Source organism: Paenibacillus soyae, from assembly GCF_024623455.1.
Classification (GTDB): Bacteria; Bacillota; Bacilli; order Paenibacillales; family Paenibacillaceae; genus Pristimantibacillus; species Pristimantibacillus soyae.
In genome coordinates this window covers 1-24259 of the sequence record NZ_JANIPJ010000007.1, presented here as the reverse complement: position 1 = coordinate 24259, position 24259 = coordinate 1, and the positions used below count along the sequence as shown (strand labels likewise).

Here is a 24259-nt window from a genome sequence, read left to right as displayed (position 1 = left end):
CCGCGCGGCTCCGCCGGCCATTATTTTAGGAACGAAAGGACCGATCCCCATGACTCATAGAAACCGACCGAATTCCGAAGCTCTATATAAGCAGGCGCTTGAACATATCGTAGGAGGCGTTAACAGCCCTTCCCGCTCTTACAAAGCGGTGGGCGGCGGAGCGCCCGTCTTCATGAAACGAGCCGAAGGCGCTTATTTCTGGGATGTAGACGACAACCGTTACATCGACTATTTGGCCGCATACGGCCCCATCATTACGGGACATGCCCATCCGCATATTACGGAAGCGATCGTTCGCGCCGCTTCGAACGGCACGCTGTACGGCACGCCGACCGAGCTGGAAATTACGCTTGCGCGAATGCTGAAGGAGGCCATCCCTTCGATGGATAAGGTTCGCTTCGTCAATTCCGGCACGGAAGCGGTCATGACGACGATTCGCGTGGCGAGGGCGTATACGAAACGGAATAAAATCATCAAGTTCGCGGGCTGCTACCATGGCCACTCCGATCTGGTCCTCGTCGCCGCGGGCTCCGGTCCTTCCACGCTCGGCATACCGGACAGCGCGGGCATTCCGACCAGCATCGCGCATGAGGTGATTACGGTTCCGTTCAACGATCTGACGGCTCTCGAGCAGGCGCTTGAGCGCTGGGGCAGCGATACGGCGGCGGTCATGGTCGAGCCGATCGTCGGCAACTTCGGCATGGTCATGCCGCATGAAGGCTTCTTGGAGGGCTTGTGCAAGCTGACAAGAGACGCCGGAGCTCTCGTCATCTATGACGAGGTCATCAGCGCCTTCCGCTTCCATTACGGCTCGTCGCAGACGTTCTCCGCCTTCCCCGACCATGCGGCTATCGAACCCGATCTTACGGCGCTTGGCAAAATCATCGGAGGCGGCCTTCCGATCGGCGCTTACGGAGGCCGGCGCGAAATCATGGAGCAAGTCGCACCGCTCGGACCTGCGTATCAAGCCGGTACGATGGCAGGCAATCCAGCCTCCATCTCCGCGGGCATCGCTTGCCTGGAGGTGCTGCGGGAGCCGGGCATCTACGACCGGATGGACGCGTTGGCCGGCAAGCTCGCCGCGGGACTTACGGACGCAGCCAGTCAGCATGGCATCCCGCTGACGATTAATAAAATCCGCGGCTCCTTCTCCGCCCACTTCTGCGACCATCTCGTTACCAACTACGAGGAAGCGCAGGATACGGACGGCGAACGGTTCGGCCACTTTTTCCGGCTGATGCTGGACCAAGGCATCAATCTGGCGCCGTCCAAGTATGAAGCTTGGTTCCTGACGACGGCTCATACGGAAGCCGATATTGATCAAACCATTGAAGCTGCCCGTGTCGCAATGGCAGCTCTAAAATAACCGAAAAAGGCCCCATAGGGGCCTTTTACAAACTTCCTAATTTGCGGATCTTCGTTTTGCCTGTACGAGCGATTTTGACGCTTACTTCTACTTCTTTCAGCGAACCCGCCTTCGTTTCCGCGAGACCGTTGCTGCTCAGCTTCTTCCACTCCCGGACATTTTGCCGGTACAGGGCCTGCTCCAGCTGGAGCAGGTCCGCGTTCCGCTTAAGTCCTTCTTGGAAAGTGTCAACTATTTCAAGCTTAATTTGCTCCTCTGCTTTCCTTACGATCTCCGATTCCGCCAACGGTTTAATCATCTCCGTTATATTCCCGGAAAGCGAAACGCTCATCGTATAGGCCGGCATCCCGTTCTCGATCCGGGGCTTGATTTTGATCTTGGGCCGTTCCAGGAATAACGAAGCTTCAAACTCCCCTTCGGATCGAATGTTGACCGGTGCGCGAATTGTCTCCGGCTGTACCCAGGAGATACCTTTTATGTTGTCGGCTGACACCCATCCCCGAAAATGCTCATGACTGATGATATAGGCTCCGTTCACTTCCAGCATGCTGTTGTTTTTGTCTCCGCGCTTCATGCTTTGCTCGTTAATCGTGATCGACGGGAGCAAGGTTGTTCTTCCCGGCTCCCGCAGATTCGTGTTGAACTCCCGCATAGTGATCGGATGAATCAAGGATCTTTGCTTGTACGATTCTTGCGGCTGATGCAGGATCGTCACATTCTGAGAGAAGCTGAACAACGAGCTCACGGCAAGCAACTGATCTATCGGCTGGTCGGTCCCATATATCCATGGGGTGTAACGAATCTCGTAATACCGGCTGAGGAGCTCATAGACTTCCTTCGACTTTGCCCTTTTTTCCAGCAGGTTCTCGCCGAGAACAATAGCGTTGACGTGGCCGTAAAACAGCTTAAGCTGCCCCGTCCGGTACAAATCTGCAAAGGCATCCGTAAGTGTAGCGCCGCGGCCGATGCCGATCCATGCCGGAGTCTGCTGCCCCTTGCCTCCTCCTTCCGATTTGGCGATCGCGGTGAAATCCAGCATTTGAGCGTAGACGACTATTTCCTTTCCCTGCAAATCAAAGCCCAGCGCTCTGACATAGTTCACTTCCTGCAAGTCCTTCAGATCCCAACAGCCGGTTAGGAGAAACGGCAGGATGACCGCGATAATCGCTGTCCTCCCCAAGCGGAGCATCATGAGCCTCCCTCCTCCTGCCGAGTATCGTCGATCGTCTGCAGCATTTTCGGCCGCTTATTTTTCTTTATCCAAGGTATCCGGGCAAGCACGAATTTGAGATCCTGCCAAGTAACCGGCGACAGCGGCGCTAAGTAGGGCAGTCCGTACGATTTCAGCGTGGCGAGATACAATAGGGTTCCAATCAGTCCCAGCATGAAACCGTACATACCCAGAAAGGAGGAACATATCATGATGAAAAGCCGGCTGATGCTCACCGCAAATACAAGCGTTTGATTGACCACCGTGAAATTGGCGACGCCCGTCATCGCGGCAACAACGATCATCGTTGTCGAGGTGAGTCCGGCGCGGATCGCCGCTTCGCCGACCACGATCCCGCCGACGACGGCGACGGTCGATCCGACCGCCTTCGGCAGCCGCTCCCCTGCTTCACGGAATATTTCAAACATGATAACCATCAGAAATGCTTCCAGCGGTCCCGGAAACGGGAGTCCCATTCGGGATAATCCGATCGTGGCAAGCAACGGAAACGGAATCTGTTCCACGTTGTATGACGTTACCGCTATATAAAATCCGGGCAGGAGCAATGCCGCCACGAGACCCAAATAACGAAACAAGAGTCCGAACGTTGACGGCAGATAAGAGAAATAGGAATCCTCCGGCGATCGAAGCATATAAAACAAATTGCCGGGCGCGAGCACTGCTGTCGGCGCTCCTTGGGCGATCACCGCAAACCTGCCGCGAATCAACGAATCCGCTACGAAGTCAGGACGCGTCGTGTAGCTGAGCAGCGGGAACAACGAGTACTTGTTGTCGGATAACAGCTCCTCCAGCGGACTGGCGCCCAGCAGAACATCTGTTTTAATGGTTTTCAGACGCCTTCTTGCTTCTTCAATCATCTCGGGCTTCGCGATATCCTCAATGAAGAGCAGCGCCACATCCGTTTTGCTGCGCTCTCCGATCACAAACCGTTCGCAACGCAGCGAATTGCTGCGGAGCCGCTTGCGTACCAACGCAACGTTCGTGGCGAGTTCCTCGGTGAAGGCGTCTCTCGGACCTTTGATGGACATCTCCGCGCTGGACTCCTGCGGCTGGCGCTGAGGGATGCTGGCAATATCCATCGCGAAGGCAGCGTCCACTCCTTCAATGACGATGATGAGCTGCCCCGAAAACAACAAATAAACGATCTCTTCCAGCTGCTCGATTTTTTGCAAGTCCCACTTCTTGTCCAGCTCGAGTCCGCCATTGGTAATCGGAAGCAGCTCGCTCAAGCCCGGGAGAATAAAACGATTGATCTGGTTCGCATGCACCATCCCTTCGCAATAGGCCAGATACACCGCTTGCTGACCGCCAGAGCCGTCAAGCTCGTATCGTTTCATCTGAATATCGTCATTGCCCCGGAACAATTCGCGGACTGCTTCAGGCTTCATTTTGCCGGACTCCGCCATGCTTCTTCCCCCTCGTACGCTTTGCATGAATCAAAGCCATCACGAATAACACAACAAGCATACCTGTTGCGGTGTACAGCGATGCGGGCAGATATACCAGCTTCAAAAATGAAAAAAACTGAATATCGCTGACCGGAAGCGCCACTAAGATGACAAACAGCATGCTAAACGAGATGAGCCAGATGGTTCCCTGCTTCCCGTTCGGCCCGCCAGCCGCGAGCTCGGTCATGAGCAGCAGCGATATGGAAATCCGGGCGAAGGCTCCCGAAAGCCATTGGTAAATCGACAAGAAGTCGACATGCTGAATGTACCGGCCAAGCCTGACTAGCCGCCATTCCTCGTAAGCGGGGTATCGGAGATCCGCCGCTTCATACGGCCCGAACTCCGCAATCGCCCCCATAACAGGCCCAATAATAAGAATGACTAGGAAGATGCCCAGTAAGCTGAGCGACCAGAGTCTCATCTTTGACTTCAGATGATGCTGGACTAATAGAAGGACAAACAGCTCCGCAAGCCCTCCGCCGACATATAGGCAGCCTTCAAGCACGGGCTTCAATCCGTGCTCTAGCATCGGAGTCAGCAGAATATAGCTTTTCCGCGGGAGATTTGCGCTCATTACAAAATCGCCGAAGAGGATGACAAAGGGCAGAAGAATCCCGGAAACGATGGCGATCGCGCGCATGCCAGCCCACGCGGCGCAAAAGCATAGAAGCATTAATGTGATACTGAGAATCAAATCGGGAGTCCGAGGCAAGTAGGAGCCATGGGTCCAGTTAATCGTTTCCTTAACCGTTACAACGCCGATCATAAATAAATATCCGATCAATATGACGCGGAGCCCTCCGCTGATGGCCCGTCCAAACCGTTGCTGACGAACCCATTCGAGAATAGGCTTCTGATCTGTTTGCTTCATGATATAACGCAAGATGACGATCCAGATCAGGTATGGAATCAACACGGCAATCACGCTGATCCAAGCGTCCCTCTTCGCCGATTGGAGTAGCGGCGGAATCACGATCACGTGATTCATGAGCCCCAAAGCCAGCATTATGATGCAATACATGGGAAACGTTCGGATTCCTGTCGCTGTTGTAGACATACTAAGTCCCCTTGAAGTCACGAATTGATATTCATAACTTTTCCAACGGGTAGTAAAATTACTCTCTTCTTCCCCCCCATCACGCACAGAACATAAATAGCGGCTCAAAGCGCTGCCTTAAGCGCCTTGAGCCGCTATTCTACAAGAAAGAAGTCAATTATAGTCCATCGAGACCAATCGGTCATCCGACTCCGAAGGCGTCCCGCGTCCGTCCGTGTTGTTCGTTATGAAATAAAGCCTTCCATCCCGGAGCTGCACGTCCCGTATCCGGCCATCGCCCTTATGTAGCACTTCCATCTGGCCTGATTCCGGCGTATAGCGATAGATCGCCTCTCCCCGCAGCGCGGCGATGATGAGTCTTCCCTGTGCGTCCGTAATCGTGCCGGATGGGGCAATCGCTTCCTCTCCGGTATGATAAAGCGGTTTTTCCATCCCTTCGTGACCCGCGTCCCCGATGATCGTCGGCCAACCGTAATTACGGCCCGGCACGATTCGGTTCACTTCGTCATGACCTCCCGGATTGCCCGAAGGTCCATGCTCGGTGCTGTACATGACGCCATCCTTCGTCCAAGCGAGCCCTTGCGGATTACGGTGGCCGTAGGAATAAACGTACGAGTCCGGAAAGGGGTTATCGGATGGAACGCCGCCATCGGTCGTCAATCGCAATATTTTGCCGGCTAGACTGCTCTTGTCCTGTGACAGCGCCCGCTCCTCCGCGTCTCCCGTCGTCGCGTACAGCATCCCGTCCGGACCGAAGGCGAGACGTCCGCCGTTATGGTAGAGGTCGCCGGGAATGCCTTCCAAAACGGCGCGCTGCTCGGCCCATTCGGCTCCTTCTTTTTTCAGCAGAACGATCCGGTTAAGCGTCTTCCCTTGCTCCCGGTACGTATGATAAGCATAGGCCAGCCCGGATTCGGAGAAGTCCGGCGCCAGCAGCAGACCTAGAAACCCGCCTTCACCTTCATGGTTAACGGCTTTCGTTAATCGAACCGCTTCCCGGGTCGTCTTGCCGCCTTCGACCTTGACGATATTTCCTTCTCGCTCGCTCATATAGATCGTGCTGCCGTTGAACGCAATAGACCAAGGGATACGAAGCTCCGTCCCGATCACTTCATACGGCCCGGCTGATTGCCCCGCTGCCTCGCTCGGCTTCGGCGTCTCCTCTGAGCCGTTATTCGCCAGCGCGCTAGGCGTCGGCGTTGCGGCCGCATTGGACGAGACGGCGGAACCGCTCCCGTTCCCGCCATCGTTGCACGCCGAAGCGACGGCAGCGAGCAGAAGCCAAGCAATCGTCAGCTTAACCGGACGGCTCATTAGGCTTGCGCTCCCGCATGCTCGAGCGCCTGCACCAATTCGTTGTGCAGATGCCCGTTGCTTGCGGCCACGTTACGTACGGCAAGCGTATACGGTTCGCCTTTGGTATCGGTGACGACGCCGCCGGATTCTTGAATAAGCAGCGCGCCAGCCGCCAGATCCCAGCTGTTCAGCCCGATTTCCCAGAAGCCGCTTAATCGCCCGGCCGCCACATAGGCCATGTGAAGAGCCGCGGAGCCGGCAATGCGAAGATTGCGTACTTGAGGCGCGATCGCGGTCACGCCCTTCAGGTTGAGAGGCAGAGCGTAGTGATGATCTGCAGGAAGCCCCGTCGCGATCAAGCTTTCTCTAAGCGTTGCCTCTCCCGAGACCTTCATTCTTTTGCCGTGCACGTACGCGCCTTTCCCCTTCTCCGCGACGAATAATTCGTCCCTAACCGGATCGTAGACGACGCCTACGATCACTTCGCCTCGATAAGCGAGCGCGATCGAAACGCAGAAGAACGGGAAGCTATGCACGAAATTCGTCGTTCCGTCGATCGGGTCAACGATCCATAAGTACTCGGCATCCTTCGCCTCCTCCAGCGCTTGTGCCGACGCCTCCGGTCCGGGCTCGACACCCTCTTCGCCCAAGAAGGAATGGTCAGGGAAGTGAGTGGCAACCAGATTGCGGATGAGCCGTTCCGAGCCTTTGTCGACCTCCGTCACCAAATCATGAGCCGAATGCTTAAGCTCCAAGCTGCTGTAATTGCCTAGTTTCGTCGTAATCCATTCTCCCGCCTTCGCGGCGCAGTTAATCGCGACCGCCGTGAAGCTTTTCCCTCCAATAACGGAAGCGTTATTCGAATCGTTCACTTTATTACACACCCCTTATGTATCCAGATGATGGATTATAAATGAAATGAAGATCAACCAATATAAATACCCTACTTCCATACGAATGAAACATCCTTCGCGTTCCACCCAGTTCCAGACGTAAGCGCACCCTGCCTCTCGCACAGCCCGTCTCTAATAACGGATCGGCACCTACTATCGTAAACGGTTTCATATAATGCCGAACAATACGCCAGAATAAAATGAAAAAGCTGAAGCAAGCTGGAACACGATCGACTGGCAGCAAAGCGGGGACGATATTAATCACCCCCGCCCAAACCTACGATGCTGCCAAACCTCGCCATAGCGACGCCGAGCCTAGCAAGAATCGATCATCCCGTCTCCTTCAGATCAATAAGGCGCGATCTCGACGCTTGCGCCGTCGATAACCTTCACGCCTTCTCCTCGCGATTCGAGTTCCTTCATAGCCTCCATTAGTTGCAGGAGAGCGGCATCCTTGTTTTTGGCTTCGAGCATGCAGTCCAGACAATCGGAATGCGCCGCCGCCCCTCGCAAAAACCGCAGCAAAGGCTCCGCCTCGACATTGTCCGCGTGCCCTCTCGGATCGGTCAAGCTCTTCGGGCTCGATGAATGAATCTTCGGCGGAAGCTGCGCCGATTCCTGCAAGCCAAGGCGCGATCGTTCCTTGGACCACGTTTCCGCAATGCGGGGCCACAAGCCATCGATGAGCTCGTCCTCTCCCGTATCGCCCGGATTGACGGCATGGTGATGGATATCAAGCACCATCGGCACGCCGACCAGCTCCGCGGCCCCCAACGTTTCTTTGACGTTAAACGTTTTATCGTCGTTCTCCAGCGTCACGCGGTGCTTGAAACGGTCCGGCAGAGCCCCGAACTGCTCGATGAACCTTTCCCCCGCCTCTTCTTTGTTGCCGTAAGCCCCGCCCATATGAATATTGTTTTTGCTCGTCTCGTCCAACTCCATCATCTCCAGCATCCGGATATGATGCTCCAGATCCTTCGCCGACTTCTCGAGCACATCGGGACGCGGCGTGCTGAACACGCAGAAGTGGTCGGGGTGGAACGATGTACGGATCCCGTTTCTTTTGACGAAGTCGCCGATGTCGCGGAACGGACCGGCCAAATTTTCATACGGGTCCCAATCATCAAGCGCTTCGTGGGTCGCAAGCGGAATCAGCTTGGACGAAAACCGGTACATACGGATGTCATGCGCCTTGGCATGCTTCAGAATACGCAGCGAGCTTACAAGATTCTCCTCCGCGATTCGTTCTAGCTTGCGAATGGCAGCCTCGCGATCGTCCAGCTTGGAGAAGTTCGCATACGTCATCGTTCGGGACGGGGACGCGTTCTCCAGCAGCAGGCTCATGGCCACGAAGCCGAATCTGACAATCATGTAATTATGATCTCTCCCCGAAAAACATTTCGTAGGCAAGCGCGGTCTGCACCCTCGCTTCCTCGTCGTTCAGCTTCCTCACGAGCTCCATCTCCACCTGCGTCACTTCTTCTCCTTGGAAGTTGATTTCCGCGATGGATGCCAGGATCCGCACGATGGCGATCGCTTCGTTGTTCGGCGTATACGCAATAACCTTCTGTCCGGTCGGGTACACGCGGAAGCCGCTCTTCACCATTTTGCCCTTGCCGTATTCCAACAATTCATAAAGCTCCTGCTCGGATTTAAACTTGCATACCGAATTAAATTCCGTTTGGAATCCCATTCCATATCCACCCTTTCACGCTCTAATAGGATAAGCCGCGCAGCCCTTCCGCAATGGGAAGCGCCGCGCGGCGCATCTAATCTGTCATCCCGAATCTTGTCTACAGGCTCTCTCCCGTATAATCGATGCGCTGCTTGTCCTTATGCCTGTCGATGGCAAGACCGATCAAGCTGTCCAGCAATTCCTTGTACGGAACGCCGGTCTCGCGCCAAAGCAGCGGATACATGCTGAACGGCGTGAAGCCGGGAAGTGTATTCACTTCGTTAATCATAATTTGGTTATCCTGCTTCCGAAGGAAAAAATCGACCCGGGACAGACCTGAACCGTCGATTGCCTGGAAGGCGCGGACGGCCATCTCGCGGACGGCTTCCGCAATATCGGCCGGGATATCGGCCGGAATGATCATCGTCGATTTGCCGTCGATGTATTTTGCCTTGTAGTCGTAAAATTCATTAGAAGGCGCGATTTCGCCCACGACGGAAGCTTTCGGCTCATCGTTGCCGAGCACGGCGACTTCAATCTCCCGCGCGTCGATGAATTCTTCCACGATGACTTTGCGGTCGAAGCGGAACGCGTAGTCGACGGCCGCTATGAGCTCCTCGCGGTTTTTCGCTTTGGATACGCCCACGCTCGAGCCCAGATTCGCGGGTTTGATGAAGCAGGGATAGCCGAGCGATACTTCGCATTCCATGATGAAATAGGAAGCGTCTTTCTCCCATTGCGTCCGGTTAAAATAACGGAAAACGCATTGCGGCAAGCCTTCCTGAGCGAAAATCTTCTTCATCATGATCTTGTCCATGCCTACGGCCGATGCCAGAACGCCAGCTCCCACGTAAGGGATGTTCGCCAGCTCGAACAAGCCCTGGATCGTGCCGTCCTCGCCGAATGTGCCGTGCAGCAGCGGGAACATGACGTCGATGGCGTTCTCGGCGGCTTGCTCCGTCACCGCTGCCGGCACTCCGCTGATCGTCGCCTCTCCCGTCTGGCTTGCGGGCGCCAAAGCGGCCGCGTCTAGGGCGCTGAATAACGGCGCCAGCGAAAGCGAAGACGATCCGGCCGAATCGGGTCCGAAACGAAGGGCCTCCACGCTGTCAGGCGGCGCAAGCAGCAGCTCCCCGCTTTTCCATTCGCCCTGTTTGGTAATATAAAAAGGCTTGATCTCGTAGGCGCCATAATCGAATTCCCGCATGACGGCGTACGCGGTCTGCAGCGATACCTCATGCTCGCCGGATTTACCTCCGTACACAAGCCCTACTCTTACTTTGCTCCCCATAATTGATCCTCCGGTATGATTATGATGTCATTCATGTTGCCCGAGCCCGGGCTTTATGCATCTACAGCGTATCGGGTATATGAAAAAAACGATAGCGGGTTCCTTTGGACCAAGCGTAAGAATCCCGATAATCCCAATAACGATGCCTGCTAGGAACAGTGTTGGCGTTGACGAGCGGCTGTCCCGCCGAGTCGAAGGCCGTGACGATCGTGCTGTGCTGGAATCGGCCGTCGCCGTTCCAATCATATGTAATGACGTCGCCAAGCTGCAGCTCATCGGCCGTCTGCGTCTCTACGGCATGCAGACCCGATTTGCGGGCTGCGGCCAAATATTGGGTCAGAGCATGCGATACGGCCCAGCTGTAGCTCCACCATTCCTGGCCGCCCGATCTTCCCTTGTACCACCAGCCGCTTCCCCTTTTACCAGTATAGTTCATAGGAGCATTGCCTGCAAAGATGCATTGGGATACGTAATTCGTACAATTGACCTCAAATAGCTCGTATGCGGGATTGCCTTCGTTCCACCAACGGTCGGCGTAGGCCGCAGCCAAATCTCTCCTGTACCGAATGCCTTTCACGCGGTTTTGCAGCGGAGGCATTAGGTCATAATTTAAGTAAGGCAATGACGGCATGACATAGACCTCTTCCTGCGGCGACCGGTCCGGCTCCGAAGCAAGCTGGTGCACCGACACGCCGTAGCGAGGCCTGCGTTCCGCGATCACCGGTTCAACCTGCAGCACGTCCCAGCGCTGGCCGGAGACCGCAAGCCACAATCGCTCGTATTCATATCGCTCTTCGATATAGAAGCGCCCGCCTTGCTCCATCCTTCTTTTGATGTGCAGCTTGATCAAGACGGACACTTCGCTTGCGGATTCATTCACTCTTACCAATTCGGCTTTCGTTTCGCTGCCGGCGGGGATCGCCCCTCTATATAGATCCCGGTCGCGCAGCCGTTCGAGGCGTTGCCTCAGGCGGTCTCCATGCACGGGGTCGGCCAGAAAATCGGTAAGCACGCGAGAATGCTGATCGGTCTCGGCTTGATTGTAAAGCTTCACGTATTCCTGGACGGATCCTTTCCAGTTCCCGCTCTGACCGGCCGCGCGCGGCCCGGACGGCTCCGACGACTGGATTAGCGAGCTTAGTCTGGGCTGCTTGACGTTATCCGCCTGGTTATGATCGATACGGACATCGGCAGGCGAACTTGTCTTCTTGAGGCGCCCCGAAGACGAAGACAGCGCAGAATGGGACTTCTTTGCTTTCTTATCGCCGCGTTTCTCTCGCCCGCTTGCGGGCGAGCGGTTACCTGCTTTGGACATCTTGTTCCCTCCCGATCCGGACTATTATGGTTGGTTTTTCATCATGGCAAAGACAGCCTGCTTCATTATATGGGCCGCTGGCGGCGATCATGTCATCTTTCTGCCGAACGGGTAGAAATGGTCTTTACGGAATGCCCTTATTAAAGCTATACTAGAGGTATAGGATTTTGAAATTGTGTTTCATCTAATGAAACAACAAATTCTAATGACTGTTGAAGAGGAGAATAGCGATGTCAAAACAAAATGAGTATTCCGTTCGCACAACGCTGGAATCGGGCGGCAAGTCCTATGCCTACTACCGCCTTGGCGGACTCGAAGAGCAAGGCCTTGGAGATATTTCCAAGCTTCCTTTCTCCATCAAAGTGCTGCTTGAAGCAGCCGTTCGCCAGTTCGACGGCCGCGCCATTACCGGCGAGCATGTGAAGCAGCTGGCTAACTGGGCCAATGGACGCGAAGACAAAGAAATTCCGTTCATCCCTGCGCGCATCGTCCTTCAAGACTTTACGGGCGTTCCGGTCGTTGTTGACCTTGCGGCTATGCGCGATACCGTGAAGAAAGCAGGCGGAGATCCGAAGAAAATCAACCCTCTCGTTCCTGTAGACCTTGTTATCGACCACTCCGTCATGGTTGATGCTTTCGGAAGCCCGGAAGCTCTGGAATATAACACGAAAGTCGAATTCGAGCGCAACGAAGAACGTTACCGTTTCCTCCGCTGGGCGCAAACGGCGTTCGATAACTTCCGCGCCGTTCCTCCTGGAACGGGTATCGTTCACCAAGTTAACCTCGAGTACCTGGCATCCGTTGCCGCTACCAAAACGACGGACGGCGAGACGGTCGTGTATCCGGACTCCCTCGTAGGTACCGACTCCCATACGACGATGATCAACGGTCTTGGCGTTGTCGGCTGGGGCGTTGGCGGCATCGAGGCGGAAGCCGGCATGCTGGGTCAACCGCTGTACTTCGTTATGCCTGAAGTTATCGGCTTCAAGCTGACTGGAAGCTTGGCGGAAGGCTCCACGGCGACTGACCTTGCCCTGACCGTCACTCAAATCCTTCGTAAGAAAGGCGTTGTCGGCAAGTTCGTCGAGTTCTTCGGTCCCGGCTTGTCCAACATCAGCCTCGCGGACCGCGCGACGGTTGCCAACATGGCTCCGGAGTACGGCGCGACGATCGGCTTCTTCCCGGTTGACAGAGAGACGCTCGATTTCATGCGTCAAACGGGCCGTAAGGAAGAGCAAATTCAGCTCGTAGAAGCTTACTACAAGGCGCAAGACATGTTCCGCACCGACGAGACGCCGGATCCGGTATTCTCCGACGTGATCGAGCTGGACTTGTCCACAATCGTGCCATCCCTTGCCGGACCGAAACGTCCGCAAGACCGCGTCGAGCTGACGGCGATGAAAGAATCGTTCAACAGCATCATCCGCACGCCAATCGACAAAGGCGGCTATGGCCTGTCCGAAGAGAAAATCGAGCAAGTCGTACCGGTTCAGCATGCGGAAGGCGTTCAATCCAAAATGGGTACGGGCGCAGTCGTTATCGCGGCCATCACGTCCTGTACGAATACATCCAACCCATCCGTTATGCTGGGCGCTGGCCTCGTGGCCAAGAAAGCCGTCGAGCGCGGCCTGACGAAGCCGGCATACGTGAAGAGCTCGCTTACTCCAGGCTCCCTGGTTGTTACCGAGTATCTGAAGAAAGCGAACCTGCTGGAGTCGCTCGAAGCGCTCGGCTTCCACGTTGCAGGCTACGGCTGCGCGACATGTATCGGCAACTCCGGTCCGCTTCCGGATGAAGTAAGCAAAGCGATCGCGGACAACGATATGACGGTTGCGGCAGTTCTGTCCGGTAACCGTAACTTCGAAGGCCGCGTGCATGCTCAAGTGAAGGCGAACTACCTGGCTTCTCCTCCGCTCGTTGTCGCTTACGCGCTTGCGGGCACGGTCAACATCGATCTGGCTAACGATCCGATTGGTCATGACCAAGACGGTCAGCCGGTATACCTGAAAGACATCTGGCCGACGAACGCCGAGATCAAAGAAGCGGTTGCTCAGTCGCTGAATCCGGAAATGTTCAATGCCAAGTACGAAAATGTGTTCACGCAGAACGATCGTTGGAACGCGATCGACGTACCGGAAGGCGAAAGCTACGAGTGGGATGCAAAATCCACTTATATCCAGAACCCTCCGTTCTTCGAGAGCCTTGGCTCCGACGTTGCCGACATCGCGGACATCCCTGCGGCAAGCGTGCTTGCGCTTATGGGCGATTCCGTTACGACGGACCATATCTCCCCTGCGGGCAACATTACGGTTAACAGCCCGGGCGGCAAATATTTGATCGAGAACGGCGTTGAGCGCAAAGACTTTAACTCGTACGGTTCCCGCCGCGGTAACCACGAGGTCATGATGCGCGGTACGTTCGCGAACATCCGTATCCGCAACCAAGTGGCTCCGGGCACGGAAGGCGGCGTAACGACTTACCTGCCAACCGGCGAAGTGATGTCGATCTACGACGCTTCGATGAAATACCAAGCCGAAGGCAAAAACCTGGTTGTTATCGCCGGCAAAGAATACGGCACAGGAAGCTCTCGCGATTGGGCGGCCAAAGGCACTTATTTGCTGGGCGTTAAAGCCGTCATCGCGGAAAGCTTCGAGCGTATTCACCGTTCCAACCTGGTTGGCATGGGCGTACTGCCGCTGCAGTTCCAAGAAGGTCAAAGCTGGAAGACGCTGGGCATCACCGGCACGGAAACCTTCGACATTTCCGGTCTTTCCAACGACGTGCAGCCTGGCCAGACGGTTACCGTCACGGCGACTCGTACGGACGGCACGACATTCGAATTCCCGGCGATCGTTCGTCTGGACTCCCTCGTTGACGTGGACTACTACCGTAACGGCGGCATCCTGCAAACCGTGCTTCGCCAAATGATCGCGAATATGTAAGAAGCAGCAAGAAACCCTCCATATTCCCGGGATACGGGCTTATGGAGGGTTCTTTTTTTGCGCTTTCTTCTTATCGGATCATCGTACCCATTCTTCGCGCCGCTTCGATCATGACGGGCGCGTAATCGCGCATCGTCTGCATCGTCAGCCTGCTGGCCGGTCCGGACACGGATAGAGCCGCCGCCAGCGTCCCGCTCCGGTCGAATATCGGAGAAGATAGCGCGGCTGCTCCCTCCTCCCTCTCTTCAAAGCTTGTCGCATAGCCCTGCGTCAGAACCTCTTGCAGCTGGAGACGATATTGATCCAGATCAACCATTGGCGGCCAAGCGATCGACTGCAGAATACTCTCCTGTACGGCAGGGTCCGCGTAGGCGATCAGCACCTTGCTCGATGCGCCAGCATAGAGCGGTAGCCGGACGCCGACCGGCGCGACCCGGCGAACGGGCTGATTGCTCTGCACGGCTTGCATGCGAATCCTCTCCGCGCCGTCTCTGACATAAATACTGACCGTCTCGCCAAGCAGATCGCGGAGCCGAACCATCTCCGGCAGCCAGATCGTCGCTTGATCGTCCGTTCTCGAGAGATTGGCGGACAGCTCCCATACCTTCAATCCCAGATGATAACGGTCCGTCGAACGGTCGCGTTCGATGAAGCCCTTCTCCTCGAGCGTCGCCAGCATGCGGTGCACCGTGCTCTTGTGTAGGCCGACATGCTCGGCAATCTCCGTCATCGCCCAATCGGTCTTGGTCGTAAAACATAATAATATATCAAGCGCCCGATCGACGGCGCGTACCGTAGATTTTCCCTCATCCATTGCTTAACGCCTCCTGCGTCCAACATCTATTCTCTTACTTTCTATATACTTATTCGAGTTTCACCGATTGAAACCCTTTTTCATATTGATTGAAATCCATTCTCATTTAGTATACCTCATCTGTTCGCTTAACGTAAAGCTTACCCGCTAGATTACAGAACGATTACAAGCGCTTAACATTCCCGCGACATGAATTGACAGGCAGGTAGGTCTCTACTACCATTAAAGTAACAGCATCTCGAGAGCGCTTCCATTTTGATTTGGGGCTTAGGAGGGATATAGGATGAACAACACGATGACGACAACCATTACGCTGGAGACGATGACTCCTCATCCTGCCATGCAAGCTTTGCTGCCTGGCATCTATGTTCCGAACGCAAGGCCTCCGAAGAAGCGCAAGCATCTGCTTCTCGCCTTGATCGCCTCGCTCGCCGCTATGTGCATGATCGCCGTTATTATTTTTCATGGCTATGTCGCATGGCTTCTGGCTTATCCATACGTCGCTCCCCTCTCCTCCAACCCGCAGGAGGCGATCGGCGCCGCATACGAGGACGTCATATTCGCCAGCCGCAGCGGCGAGACGACCGTCAGCGGATGGTATGTGCCCGCCGCTCCCGCATACGCGTCCGATACGATGAGAACCGTCGTGTTCTCCCATGGGTACGGAGCGAACCGGGAAGAGGATTGGGTTCCGATGTACGAGCTGACCAAGCTGCTGCACGGATTGAATTACAATGTGCTCCTTTTCGATTACGGTTATGCATCCGAACAATACAAAGCGCCCGCCACGGGCGGACGCGAAGAATCCCAGCAGCTGCTTGCCGCGATTGATTACGCGAAGTCGCGGGGCGCCGAGGATATCGTCGTCTGGGGCTTCTCGATGGGCGCCGGCACGGCCTTGCAGGCCGCTCTTCAGACCGACGAGATCGACGCCATGATTTTGGACAGCCTGTTTGTCCCAAGCTCCGAAGCACTCTTCGATAATTTGAATCAATTCGTGCCATTGCCGAAGTTTCCTTCGCTTCCGCTCATCGAGTCGATGATTCCGCTCTGGACGGGCAGCAGCTTCGGATCGATTCCAGCCGAAGAAGTGATCGCGAATTCCTATGAGATGCCGATCTACGTCATTCACGGCACGGAGGACGCGAAAGCGCCGCATGGAGTCGCGGAGATGATCGCTGCCAATCAGCATAATGCGCTGTCTCGCTCTTGGATTGTCGAGAACGGCCAGCATGAGCTGTTGTTCCGCAGCCATCCGAGGGAATACATTCAGAGGACCGCATTGTTCCTCAGTCAAGTGGACGGAGAAATTCAAGCGAAACGCGAAGCATGACCCCTATGATCCAAGCACAAAAAAGAGCATGATCGTTCCCCCTTCCCAGGAGGATAAAGATCATGCTCTTTTTCATTGCGGTTATTGTTTAAGCAGCGCCAGAAATTCCGAACGGAGCGGCGCGCTCGTGCGGAACTCTCCTCTTACGGCCGAAGTAACCGTCTTGGAGCCGGGCTTCTTGACGCCTCGAGCGCACATGCATAGATGCTCGCCTTCAACGACGACCATAACGCCGTGAGGAGCCAGTTCTTCGTCGAGGATGTCCGCGATTTGGGACGTAATCCGCTCCTGCACCTGCAAGCGGCGCGTTACGGCTTCGACTAGCCGGGCAAGCTTGCTTAATCCCGCAATTTTGCCGCTGGGAAGATAACCGATATGGGCCTTGCCGAAGAACGGCGCCATATGATGCTCACACTGGCTGTAATAGACGATATCCCGCACGATGACTAGCTCTTCGTGCTGTTCATCGAATGTCACGCCCAACACTTCTCTCGGGTCCACCTCGTACCCTGCGAAAATTTCCTCGTACATGCGCGTCACGCGGGCAGGCGTCTCCAGCAAGCCCTCGCGTTCGACGTCTTCTCCGATCAGCTTCAATATTTCCTTCACGTGATATTCGATTTGCTCGCGGTTGCCCGATACCTTCGAATTGACGTAATCCTTCTTGCCCGCCATTCGTACCCGCTCCTTCCCGAACCTGCCCCTTCGCAGCTTTGCTTACTTGCGAGGGAGTTTTTGATTTTTCATCATGTTTTGGGCGCGCGCCATCTGTTGTTTATTTAAATTGTAGCCCATTTGCTTCGCCATCTTCTGAATCATTTCCGGATCGTTCTGCATCTTCTCAAGCTGCTTGCGCAGATAGAACACGCCCGCGATAAAGCCGCCGACTGCCCCGACGATTAGCGTCATGATCGGAATTACGATATGATACCACTCCATCTATGTCACCTGACCCTCTCATTAAATATATCTTTTACGCACTTAGCACCCTGTATCATAGCATGTCCGCGCATCTTCCGCAATGAAAACAGAGCAATTGGATACCGCATGATTCTATTGGCGCGAATCTGCGGCCATGACAGTCAGCGAACCGGCCTCGCAGTTGTTTCCCCTATGGACGTCAATCAGCGGCTCCCTCATCCTTCGTCTCATGCTTCATCATGTCTAACGCAAAACCAATGGCGGCCAGCGCTTCCTCGTCCTTCTCGCTGCCTCTTGCTTCCGACAAGGCCCGCTGCGCTTCCGCCCCTCCGATCCTGCCAAGCGACCATGCGGCCGTCCCGCGCAGTACGGGCCTCGGATCCTTCGTCAGCACCCCGATCAGGTCCGGTACGGCGCTAGCCTCCTTGAAGTTCCCGAGCGCAATGATCGCGTTGCGCTGAATCGGCTTCTTGCCCCGCCATGCCGATGACGTTGCTCCGTATCGCTCCTGGAACTCGCGGTTGCCGATCGTCAGCAGCGGCAGCAGAAGCGGCTTAGCCAGCTCGTTATCCGGCTGCAGCTCCGGATGACGGGTCCAGTTTTTGCCCCGGTTCTCCGGGCAGACGATCTGGCACGTATCGCAGCCATAGAGCCGGTTGCCGATCTTCCGCATGTATTCGTCTTCTACCATGCCCTTCGTCTGGGTAATAAACGAAATGCACTTCTTGGCGTCCAGCTCGCCGGGGCCGACAAGAGCGTTCGTGGGGCAGGCGTCTATGCACTTCGTACACGTTCCGCAGCCCTCCGTAACCGGCTCGTCAGGAGGAAGCGGCAGATTGGTGATCATCTCGCCTAGGTAAACCCAAGACCCGAGCTCCGGCGAAATGATCGAACAGTTTTTTGCGCTCCAGCCGATGCCCGCCCTCTCCGCGACGGCGCGATCGGACAGCTCGCCTGTGTCGACCATGCTTTCCGCGCGCAAACTAGGCACCCTTTCTTTCAACCACTCCTCCAGCCTAGCCAGACGGTTCCGCAACACTTTATGGTAATCCTCGCCCCAAGCCGATCTCGACATGATGCCTCGTCTTGCTCCGGGCTCCGACTTCGGCGGGTCCTTCAGCTTGGATGGATATGCGACCGCGATCGCGATAATGCTCTTTGGCTGGTCGAACAGCTGCGACGGGTCCGTCCGCTTGTCCAAGTCCGGCTCCTCGAAGCCGGATTCCCTTCCTAGCACTCGATGCCGGATCAGCCTCTCCTTGAGCGTCGTGAACGGATCCGGGCTCGCAACGCCAATCGCATCGATGCCAAGGTCCCACGCCGCATCCTTCATTTCTTGCTTCAGTTTATCCCAATCCATCGTTAGAGCCTTCTTATCGCTTCGCGGGCCAGCTCGTCGCAGCGGTTATTCCACTCGTTGTCGCTGTGCCCCTTCACTTTCACGTATTCGACGGAATGCTGCTTCATGAGCTCCCACAGCTGCTTCCATAGATCTTGATTCTCGACGGGATCCTTCTTGCTGTTCTTCCACCCGTTACGCAGCCAGCCGTGAATCCATCCCTTCTGGAAGCAATTCACGACGTAAGCGGAGTCGCTGTATACCTTTACCGTACAGGGCTCTTTGAGAAGGCTTAGACCCTCGATTACCGCCTGGATTTCCATCCTGTTGTTCGTCGTCGCCTTCTCGCCGCCCGATATTTCCTTCCGATGGCCGCCGTAGAACAACACGGCTCCCCAGCCGCCCGGACCCGGGTTGCCGGAGCAGGCCCCGTCCGTATAGATCATCACTTCCTTCATTAACCGCACCTCCGTTTTTGCGTATTGCTTATATATCGCCGGCCTTTCGAAGGGGCCATAGGATCCAATCGACCCTTCCTATTATCCGGTTCTCGGGCACCGTCCCGATCGTCCGGCTGTCCAAGCTTGCATTCATCTTCCGATTATCGCCTAGAACAAAGTAACTATCTTCCGCCACGACAACCGGTCCATAGCTGGATTCCTCGGTCTGCCCGCTCACATAGGGCTCGTCCACTTGCCTGCCGTTGCGATACAATCTTCCGCCTGATATCTCGATACGATCGCCGGGCGCTCCCACAATCCGCTTCACCAATAATTCCTTCGTTCCCCCGCCATCCGCCCGGGCTTCCAAGACAACGACTTCTCCGTTCCTCGGATGCGATAAATGGTATAACGCTTTGTTCACGAATACCCATTCCTTCTCCGTAAGCGTAGGCTCCATCGAATGACCCTGAACCGGCGATACCGTGAATAGAAAATGATAAGCCAGCAGAGCGACGACGACCGCCGCCGCCGACGTCTTGACCCAATCGAGGAGCAAGGAATGAGGCTTCATTCCTCCGCTCCGCCCGTATGCTCCAGCCAGCCCTGATAATACGCGTTCGCGGAGTCGTCCGAGAACGGGGTTCCCCCATGCTCGATCCTTCCCAGCAGCGCGTTCAGCCCGTCGTACACCTTCTCCTGCACGGCATGCGGGTAATGGTAAAGCTTCTTATGCTGCTCGTATTCGTCTTGGTCCACGATATACCGGCTGCCGTCCGCCGTGCGTATGACGTCCAGATCGTAATCGATATACGTGAGCACCCCGCCTTGCAAATAAGGAGGCGACGCAATATTGCAATAATACCGTACTCCTGCAGGCTCCAGCAGCGCGACGACGTTAAACCATTGCCCTGGGATAAAATAAGAAACAGCCGGTACGCGGCTGATCCACTGCTTCCCGTCGGACTCCTGAATCGGCGTCTGTCGATTGATGAGCACGATCATCGATTCCTGCTGATGCTCTTGCCTCAGCTGCCGATTCGGAACAAGCCAATTCTGCTGCCAAAGCCTATGGAGATGCCCATTATGCTTGAAGCTCTTAATGATGCATTGCTCGTATGTTTCCATGCTGCTCGTGCTCCTCGATTTCCTTATAGTAATAAGAAAAGCATATCTGAGCGCCAAATGCAACGGCGATGCAGATATGCCCAAACAAAAACACGAATTGCTCCAATTCTCTCTATTAACCCGTTACGATGCTCAGCTTCTGAAAGGAACGGAAAAAGTCCGACGCCGCGAAACCCATCGATTCATAAAGCGGCAATACGGGCTCATTATGCTCATCCGCTGTTATCAGAATCTTCGTAACGTTCCTCTGTACGAAGCGCTGGCGCAGCGCCGTCACGAGCGCCTTGCCCACGCCTACGCGCTGGTGCTCCGGAGATACAGCAATCCGATAATAGTAACCTTTGTTATTATCGATCGTGCCAATGATCATACCTACGATTTCTGATTGTTTGACGGCGACTAGAACGAGCTCGCTATCCCATGACAATTGCCTGGCGAATGCTTCCATCGTTTGCTCATAGCATTCCGTTGTCAGAACTTCCTCTAGCAGTTCCGTAAGCGGTTTGTAATCGGACAACTGGAAGGAACGTACGTTCATTCAATAAACACCTTCTACCATATCATAGTCTCGTACTCGTATATAATACGACGCAATGTTGGTTATTCCTTCTTTTTTCTTTAAAAAACCTTAAAAATTTAGACAAATCGCCGTTTTTCTCCTGAAAACGCTTTATTTTAAGCGCTTACATGATTTTATATGCGATTATTATCATTATGCGGTCTTTTTCTATTACGCATAAAAAACTTCCTTTCGTGCCAAATTAGTGCGGGGCCTCCGAAATTGGGGCCATTCCTTGAATCCGACTTTTTCAACAACAATGTTGATTTATTCGTTCTGATAAGGGATAATATTGGTGATTAACCTACATAATTTCGGGAGGTAATGAATAATGGCTCATCAACTACCTGCTTTGCCTTACGCACACAATGCGCTTGAACCTCATATCGACGCATTGACAATGGAAATCCACCATGGTCGTCACCACAACGCTTACGTGACGAACCTGAACGCGGCTCTTGAGTCCGCTCCTGAGCTTCAAAGCAAATCTATTGAGGAACTGATCGGCGATCTGGCAAGCGTGCCTGAAGCGATCCGCACGGCTGTTCGCAACAACGGCGGCGGCCATGCTAACCATAGCCTGTTCTGGGAGACAATCGGCCCGAACGCAGGCGGCGCTCCTACCGGCGCACTTGCAGCGGCGATCGAAAGCGAGCTGGGCGGCTTCGAAGCGTTCAAAGCCGACTTCGCGAAAGCGGCGGCAACCCGTTTCGGCAGCGGCTGGGCGTTCCTGGCTGTAGCTGGCGGCAAGCTGAAAGTATACAGCCTGCCTAACCAAGACAGCCCGATCATGGAAGGCGAAACGCCGATCCTCGGCCTGGACGTTTGGGAGCATGCTTACTACCTGAACTACCAGAACAAACGCCCTGACTACATCGCGGCGTTCTGGAACGTTGTGAACTGGGAAGAAGTCGGCAAGCGCTACGAAGCTGCCGTTAAGTAATGAAGTTCAAAGAAGCCTCCTTGCCATTGGCGGGAGGCTTCTTTTTTGTTGTTGCTGTATAGCCGTTCCCCAACCTGTGCTATAGTTGAGAAGACAAGTCCTTATCTCTTCATGCGGCAGGTGAACTTATGAATACCTTTCTACAATTAAATACGATTTTTCTCAGCATGCTGATGGAAGCCATTCCTTTCGTGCTCGTCGGGGTCATTATCTCTGGCTTCATCCAGTCCTTCATAACGGAGCAATGGATTTCCCGAATCATGCCCAAAAATCGATTTCTGAGTTCGTTGTTCGGGTGCAGCGTCGGTCTTTTGTTTCCCTCTTGCGAATGCGGGATTGTGCCGATTACCCGCCGATTGCTGAACAAGGGCGTGCCGCTGAACGCCGGCATCGCCTTCATGCTGACAGGGCCGATCGTTAATCCGATCGTGCTCTTCTCGACGTTCGTCGCCTTCGGCAACGATTGGAGGGTTGTCGCCATTAGGGCCGGCCTGGCATTTGCAGTTGCTCTTATCGCGTCGGTGAGCGTCGCGTATTTCTTCCCTGTTCTGCCGCTTAGGGAAAACATGAGTGTCCGGCAAGTCGCTGCCGCCTCCGATTCGGTCACGCCGGTCAAGCCATCCAAACGGTTCATCCCTCGGATGGGCTCCGTTCTTACTCATGCGGTGGACGAATTTTTTTCGGTGGGCAAATATTTGGTACTCGGCGCGTTCATCGCGGCCAGCATGCAAACCTTCATCCCCACTTCGTCGCTCCTGCATATTGGGAATAATCCGGTCACGGCCTCCCTCGTCATGATGACATTGGCCTTTGTCATGTCTCTCTGCTCGGAAGCGGATGCTTTTATCGCCTCTTCGTTCCGGAGCACCTTCTCGCTTGGCTCGATTTCCGCTTTCCTGGTTTTCGGTCCGATGATTGATATCAAAAACACGCTCATGCTGCTCGGCACATTCCGCTCCAAATTCGTTTTCGTGCTGATCGCCATCGTGGGCGCCAGCACTTTCGCCGGGTCCTTGATCGTAGGGAGGTTGATCGGATGATTCGATTCGTCATATTGGTCGGCTTTGCGCTTCTGTTCGCCATTATTCACCAAGAGGGCGAGCTGAACAAATACATTAATACCAAATACGCTTATTTGTCCATCAGCGCGATCGTCCTCCTGCTGATTCTATGCATCGTCGAATTTGTCCGCGTTCAGCTTAAGGATAAAGCTAAAAAGCGCAAGGAAGAAGCCGAAGTCAAGCAAGTCACCGCTAATGCTGGCGATCACGCAAAAACCTGCTCGCATGACGATCATGATCATGATCATGCACACGATCACGAGGACGAGTTCGGGCACTCGCATGAACCGAAGTCCAGGTGGAAACGAAGCCTCGGTTATCTGATTCTTTTCGTCCCGATCATCACCGGCATCTTCTTGCCTGTACAGACGCTGGATTCAAGCTTCGTGAAGGCTAAGGGCTTCTCCTTTCCGGCTGAGCTGGAGGGAATGTCTGACGGGTTGCCGGGAGAACATCAATTTTTGAAGCCGGATTCCAGCGTTTTCTATGGCAAGGAAGGCTATGAGAAGCTGAAGAACAAGGAGCTGCAGGAATTCGCGGGTTCTGACGCCGTCACTCTTGACGACAGCAATTACATGAAGGGCATGGAAGTGATCTATAATTTCCCCGGCTCTTTTATGGGTAAGACTCTTACCTTTACCGGCTTCGCCTACAAAGGAGAGCAAGTCGACGACACCCATTATTTCGTCTTCCGCTTCGGGTTCATCCACTGCGTCGCGGATTCCGGGATATTCGGCATGCTTGTCGAGTTTCCCCAAGGAACGGAGCTGGCGGACGATGATTGGGTACAAGTGTCGGGCGTACTGACGTCGCAGCTTTACCAGCCGTTCAAACAGACGATTCCAGTGCTTAGAGTGACCTCCTGGGAGCCGATTCCTCAGCCGGAGGACCCTTACGTTTACCGTAATTACTGATGCTTACGACGGAAAAAACCAACGGCAGCCTTGAATGAAGTGACCCCTTAAAGTTAGACAAATATTTTTATGCAACCTGTTGGGCATGAGCTCGGTACTGTACCGGGCTCATGCCTTTTAATTTTGACTTGATGCGTTTGTAATTGTAGTAATCGATGTATCGTTCTAGTTCTTGCTTAAAGTGATCTACACTTTCAAACTCATTAAGATAAAGAAACTCCGACTTCATAATGCCAAAGAAGTTTTCCATTACCGCGTTATCGTAACAATTTCCTTTGCGCGACATGCTTTGG

General features: G+C 54.6%; 24 protein-coding genes. 6 read left to right on the top strand and 18 right to left on the bottom strand.

Annotation, left to right across the window (positions count from 1 at the left end):
* The first annotated feature begins 49 nt into the window (after window positions 1-49).
* A complete protein-coding gene (locus tag NQZ67_RS11355) occupies window positions 50-1366 on the top strand; it encodes a glutamate-1-semialdehyde 2,1-aminomutase (RefSeq protein ID WP_257445523.1) in 1317 nt (438 codons plus the stop codon).
* A gap of 25 nt (window positions 1367-1391) precedes the next feature.
* On the opposite strand, the gene NQZ67_RS11350 is transcribed toward NQZ67_RS11355, so the two are convergent.
* The 9 genes from NQZ67_RS11350 to NQZ67_RS11310 all read right to left on the bottom strand — a co-directional run bounded on the left by NQZ67_RS11350 (window position 1392) and on the right by NQZ67_RS11310 (window position 11572).
* Entirely contained in the window at window positions 1392-2558 is a 1167-nt protein-coding gene (locus NQZ67_RS11350; RefSeq protein WP_257445522.1) for a Ger(x)C family spore germination protein, read from the bottom strand.
* Complete coding sequence (locus NQZ67_RS11345) at window positions 2555-4003, bottom strand: spore germination protein (protein WP_257445521.1); 1449 nt, start codon at window positions 4001-4003, stop codon at window positions 2555-2557. Before NQZ67_RS11345 ends, NQZ67_RS11350 begins: the two co-directional genes overlap by 4 nt.
* The gene (locus NQZ67_RS11340) at window positions 3975-5102 is read right to left on the bottom strand and encodes a GerAB/ArcD/ProY family transporter (protein ID WP_257445519.1); all 1128 of its coding nucleotides are present in this window, start codon (window positions 5100-5102) and stop codon (window positions 3975-3977) included. Before NQZ67_RS11340 ends, NQZ67_RS11345 begins: the two co-directional genes overlap by 29 nt.
* 153 nt (window positions 5103-5255) lie before the next feature.
* Complete coding sequence (locus NQZ67_RS11335; protein ID WP_257445517.1) at window positions 5256-6416, bottom strand: PQQ-dependent sugar dehydrogenase; 1161 nt, start codon at window positions 6414-6416, stop codon at window positions 5256-5258.
* Window positions 6416-7270: an inositol monophosphatase family protein gene (locus NQZ67_RS11330; protein WP_257445515.1), complete on the bottom strand. Its 855-nt coding sequence runs from the start codon at window positions 7268-7270 to the stop codon at window positions 6416-6418. The genes NQZ67_RS11335 and NQZ67_RS11330 overlap by 1 nt, the downstream gene beginning before the upstream one ends.
* Window positions 7271-7639: 369 nt before the next feature.
* Entirely contained in the window at window positions 7640-8662 is a 1023-nt protein-coding gene (gene uvsE / locus NQZ67_RS11325; RefSeq protein WP_257445513.1) for a UV DNA damage repair endonuclease UvsE, read from the bottom strand.
* Between the two features lie 4 nt (window positions 8663-8666).
* A complete protein-coding gene (locus NQZ67_RS11320; RefSeq protein ID WP_257445511.1) occupies window positions 8667-8984 on the bottom strand; it encodes a hypothetical protein in 318 nt (105 codons plus the stop codon).
* A gap of 100 nt (window positions 8985-9084) precedes the next feature.
* The gene (locus NQZ67_RS11315; RefSeq protein ID WP_257445509.1) at window positions 9085-10257 is read right to left on the bottom strand and encodes a D-alanine--D-alanine ligase; all 1173 of its coding nucleotides are present in this window, start codon (window positions 10255-10257) and stop codon (window positions 9085-9087) included.
* Window positions 10258-10318: 61 nt separating this feature from the next.
* Window positions 10319-11572, bottom strand: coding sequence for an amidase domain-containing protein (locus NQZ67_RS11310; protein WP_257445508.1), 1254 nt, complete (start codon window positions 11570-11572; stop codon window positions 10319-10321).
* A 230-nt stretch (window positions 11573-11802) separates the two neighbouring features.
* Between NQZ67_RS11310 and acnA the strand changes: the two genes are divergently transcribed.
* The gene (acnA, locus tag NQZ67_RS11305) at window positions 11803-14514 is read left to right on the top strand and encodes an aconitate hydratase AcnA (RefSeq protein WP_257445507.1); all 2712 of its coding nucleotides are present in this window, start codon (window positions 11803-11805) and stop codon (window positions 14512-14514) included.
* A 70-nt stretch (window positions 14515-14584) separates the two neighbouring features.
* On the opposite strand, the gene NQZ67_RS11300 is transcribed toward acnA, so the two are convergent.
* On the bottom strand, window positions 14585-15328 hold the full coding sequence (locus NQZ67_RS11300) for an IclR family transcriptional regulator (protein ID WP_257445506.1): 744 nt from the start codon (window positions 15326-15328) through the stop codon (window positions 14585-14587).
* 283 nt (window positions 15329-15611) lie between these two features.
* Between NQZ67_RS11300 and NQZ67_RS11295 the strand changes: the two genes are divergently transcribed.
* A complete protein-coding gene (locus NQZ67_RS11295; RefSeq protein ID WP_257445505.1) occupies window positions 15612-16661 on the top strand; it encodes an alpha/beta hydrolase in 1050 nt (349 codons plus the stop codon).
* 81 nt (window positions 16662-16742) lie between these two features.
* Here the strand turns inward: NQZ67_RS11295 and folE are convergent, their stop codons facing one another.
* From folE to NQZ67_RS11260, 7 genes are all read right to left on the bottom strand, one after another.
* Window positions 16743-17336, bottom strand: coding sequence for a GTP cyclohydrolase I FolE (gene folE / locus NQZ67_RS11290; RefSeq protein WP_257445504.1), 594 nt, complete (start codon window positions 17334-17336; stop codon window positions 16743-16745).
* 42 nt (window positions 17337-17378) lie between these two features.
* Entirely contained in the window at window positions 17379-17600 is a 222-nt protein-coding gene (locus NQZ67_RS11285; protein ID WP_257445503.1) for a YneF family protein, read from the bottom strand.
* A gap of 181 nt (window positions 17601-17781) precedes the next feature.
* The gene (gene queG / locus NQZ67_RS11280) at window positions 17782-18942 is read right to left on the bottom strand and encodes a tRNA epoxyqueuosine(34) reductase QueG (RefSeq protein WP_257445502.1); all 1161 of its coding nucleotides are present in this window, start codon (window positions 18940-18942) and stop codon (window positions 17782-17784) included.
* Between the two features lie 2 nt (window positions 18943-18944).
* Window positions 18945-19379, bottom strand: a complete 435-nt coding sequence (gene rnhA, locus NQZ67_RS11275; protein WP_257445500.1) for a ribonuclease HI — start codon at window positions 19377-19379, stop codon at window positions 18945-18947.
* A 28-nt stretch (window positions 19380-19407) separates the two neighbouring features.
* The gene (lepB, locus tag NQZ67_RS11270; protein WP_257445499.1) at window positions 19408-19935 is read right to left on the bottom strand and encodes a signal peptidase I; all 528 of its coding nucleotides are present in this window, start codon (window positions 19933-19935) and stop codon (window positions 19408-19410) included.
* The gene (locus NQZ67_RS11265) at window positions 19932-20489 is read right to left on the bottom strand and encodes a DUF402 domain-containing protein (RefSeq protein WP_257445498.1); all 558 of its coding nucleotides are present in this window, start codon (window positions 20487-20489) and stop codon (window positions 19932-19934) included. Before NQZ67_RS11265 ends, lepB begins: the two co-directional genes overlap by 4 nt.
* Before the next feature lie 115 nt (window positions 20490-20604).
* Window positions 20605-21027 carry a GNAT family N-acetyltransferase gene (locus NQZ67_RS11260; RefSeq protein WP_257445496.1) on the bottom strand — a complete coding sequence of 141 codons (423 nt, stop codon included), beginning with the start codon at window positions 21025-21027 and terminating at the stop codon, window positions 20605-20607.
* Between the two features lie 352 nt (window positions 21028-21379).
* Between NQZ67_RS11260 and NQZ67_RS11255 the strand changes: the two genes are divergently transcribed.
* The 3 genes from NQZ67_RS11255 to NQZ67_RS11245 all read left to right on the top strand — a co-directional run bounded on the left by NQZ67_RS11255 (window position 21380) and on the right by NQZ67_RS11245 (window position 23966).
* A complete protein-coding gene (locus tag NQZ67_RS11255; protein WP_257445495.1) occupies window positions 21380-21991 on the top strand; it encodes a superoxide dismutase in 612 nt (203 codons plus the stop codon).
* Between the two features lie 128 nt (window positions 21992-22119).
* On the top strand, window positions 22120-23031 hold the full coding sequence (locus NQZ67_RS11250; RefSeq protein WP_257445494.1) for a permease: 912 nt from the start codon (window positions 22120-22122) through the stop codon (window positions 23029-23031).
* On the top strand, window positions 23028-23966 hold the full coding sequence (locus NQZ67_RS11245; protein WP_257445492.1) for a TIGR03943 family putative permease subunit: 939 nt from the start codon (window positions 23028-23030) through the stop codon (window positions 23964-23966). The genes NQZ67_RS11250 and NQZ67_RS11245 overlap by 4 nt, the downstream gene beginning before the upstream one ends.
* Window positions 23967-24033: 67 nt before the next feature.
* Here the strand turns inward: NQZ67_RS11245 and NQZ67_RS11240 are convergent.
* On the bottom strand, window positions 24034-24259 hold a 226-nt coding region (locus NQZ67_RS11240), incomplete at its 5' end, for an IS3 family transposase (protein ID WP_257445490.1).

Coding starts and splice junctions, on each gene's coding strand:
- NQZ67_RS11355 (WP_257445523.1), top strand. CDS start 50: ATGACTCATAGAAACCGACCGAATTCCGAAGCTCTATATAAGCAGGCG.
- NQZ67_RS11350 (WP_257445522.1), bottom strand. CDS start 2,558: ATGATGCTCCGCTTGGGGAGGACAGCGATTATCGCGGTCATCCTGCCG.
- NQZ67_RS11345 (WP_257445521.1), bottom strand. CDS start 4,003: ATGGCGGAGTCCGGCAAAATGAAGCCTGAAGCAGTCCGCGAATTGTTC.
- NQZ67_RS11340 (WP_257445519.1), bottom strand. CDS start 5,102: ATGTCTACAACAGCGACAGGAATCCGAACGTTTCCCATGTATTGCATC.
- NQZ67_RS11335 (WP_257445517.1), bottom strand. CDS start 6,416: ATGAGCCGTCCGGTTAAGCTGACGATTGCTTGGCTTCTGCTCGCTGCC.
- uvsE (WP_257445513.1), bottom strand. CDS start 8,662: ATGATTGTCAGATTCGGCTTCGTGGCCATGAGCCTGCTGCTGGAGAAC.
- NQZ67_RS11320 (WP_257445511.1), bottom strand. CDS start 8,984: ATGGGATTCCAAACGGAATTTAATTCGGTATGCAAGTTTAAATCCGAG.
- NQZ67_RS11315 (WP_257445509.1), bottom strand. CDS start 10,257: ATGGGGAGCAAAGTAAGAGTAGGGCTTGTGTACGGAGGTAAATCCGGC.
- NQZ67_RS11310 (WP_257445508.1), bottom strand. CDS start 11,572: ATGTCCAAAGCAGGTAACCGCTCGCCCGCAAGCGGGCGAGAGAAACGC.
- acnA (WP_257445507.1), top strand. CDS start 11,803: ATGTCAAAACAAAATGAGTATTCCGTTCGCACAACGCTGGAATCGGGC.
- NQZ67_RS11300 (WP_257445506.1), bottom strand. CDS start 15,328: ATGGATGAGGGAAAATCTACGGTACGCGCCGTCGATCGGGCGCTTGAT.
- NQZ67_RS11295 (WP_257445505.1), top strand. CDS start 15,612: ATGAACAACACGATGACGACAACCATTACGCTGGAGACGATGACTCCT.
- folE (WP_257445504.1), bottom strand. CDS start 17,336: ATGGCGGGCAAGAAGGATTACGTCAATTCGAAGGTATCGGGCAACCGC.
- NQZ67_RS11285 (WP_257445503.1), bottom strand. CDS start 17,600: ATGGAGTGGTATCATATCGTAATTCCGATCATGACGCTAATCGTCGGG.
- queG (WP_257445502.1), bottom strand. CDS start 18,942: ATGGATTGGGATAAACTGAAGCAAGAAATGAAGGATGCGGCGTGGGAC.
- rnhA (WP_257445500.1), bottom strand. CDS start 19,379: ATGAAGGAAGTGATGATCTATACGGACGGGGCCTGCTCCGGCAACCCG.
- lepB (WP_257445499.1), bottom strand. CDS start 19,935: ATGAAGCCTCATTCCTTGCTCCTCGATTGGGTCAAGACGTCGGCGGCG.
- NQZ67_RS11265 (WP_257445498.1), bottom strand. CDS start 20,489: ATGGAAACATACGAGCAATGCATCATTAAGAGCTTCAAGCATAATGGG.
- NQZ67_RS11260 (WP_257445496.1), bottom strand. CDS start 21,027: ATGAACGTACGTTCCTTCCAGTTGTCCGATTACAAACCGCTTACGGAA.
- NQZ67_RS11255 (WP_257445495.1), top strand. CDS start 21,380: ATGGCTCATCAACTACCTGCTTTGCCTTACGCACACAATGCGCTTGAA.
- NQZ67_RS11250 (WP_257445494.1), top strand. CDS start 22,120: ATGAATACCTTTCTACAATTAAATACGATTTTTCTCAGCATGCTGATG.
- NQZ67_RS11245 (WP_257445492.1), top strand. CDS start 23,028: ATGATTCGATTCGTCATATTGGTCGGCTTTGCGCTTCTGTTCGCCATT.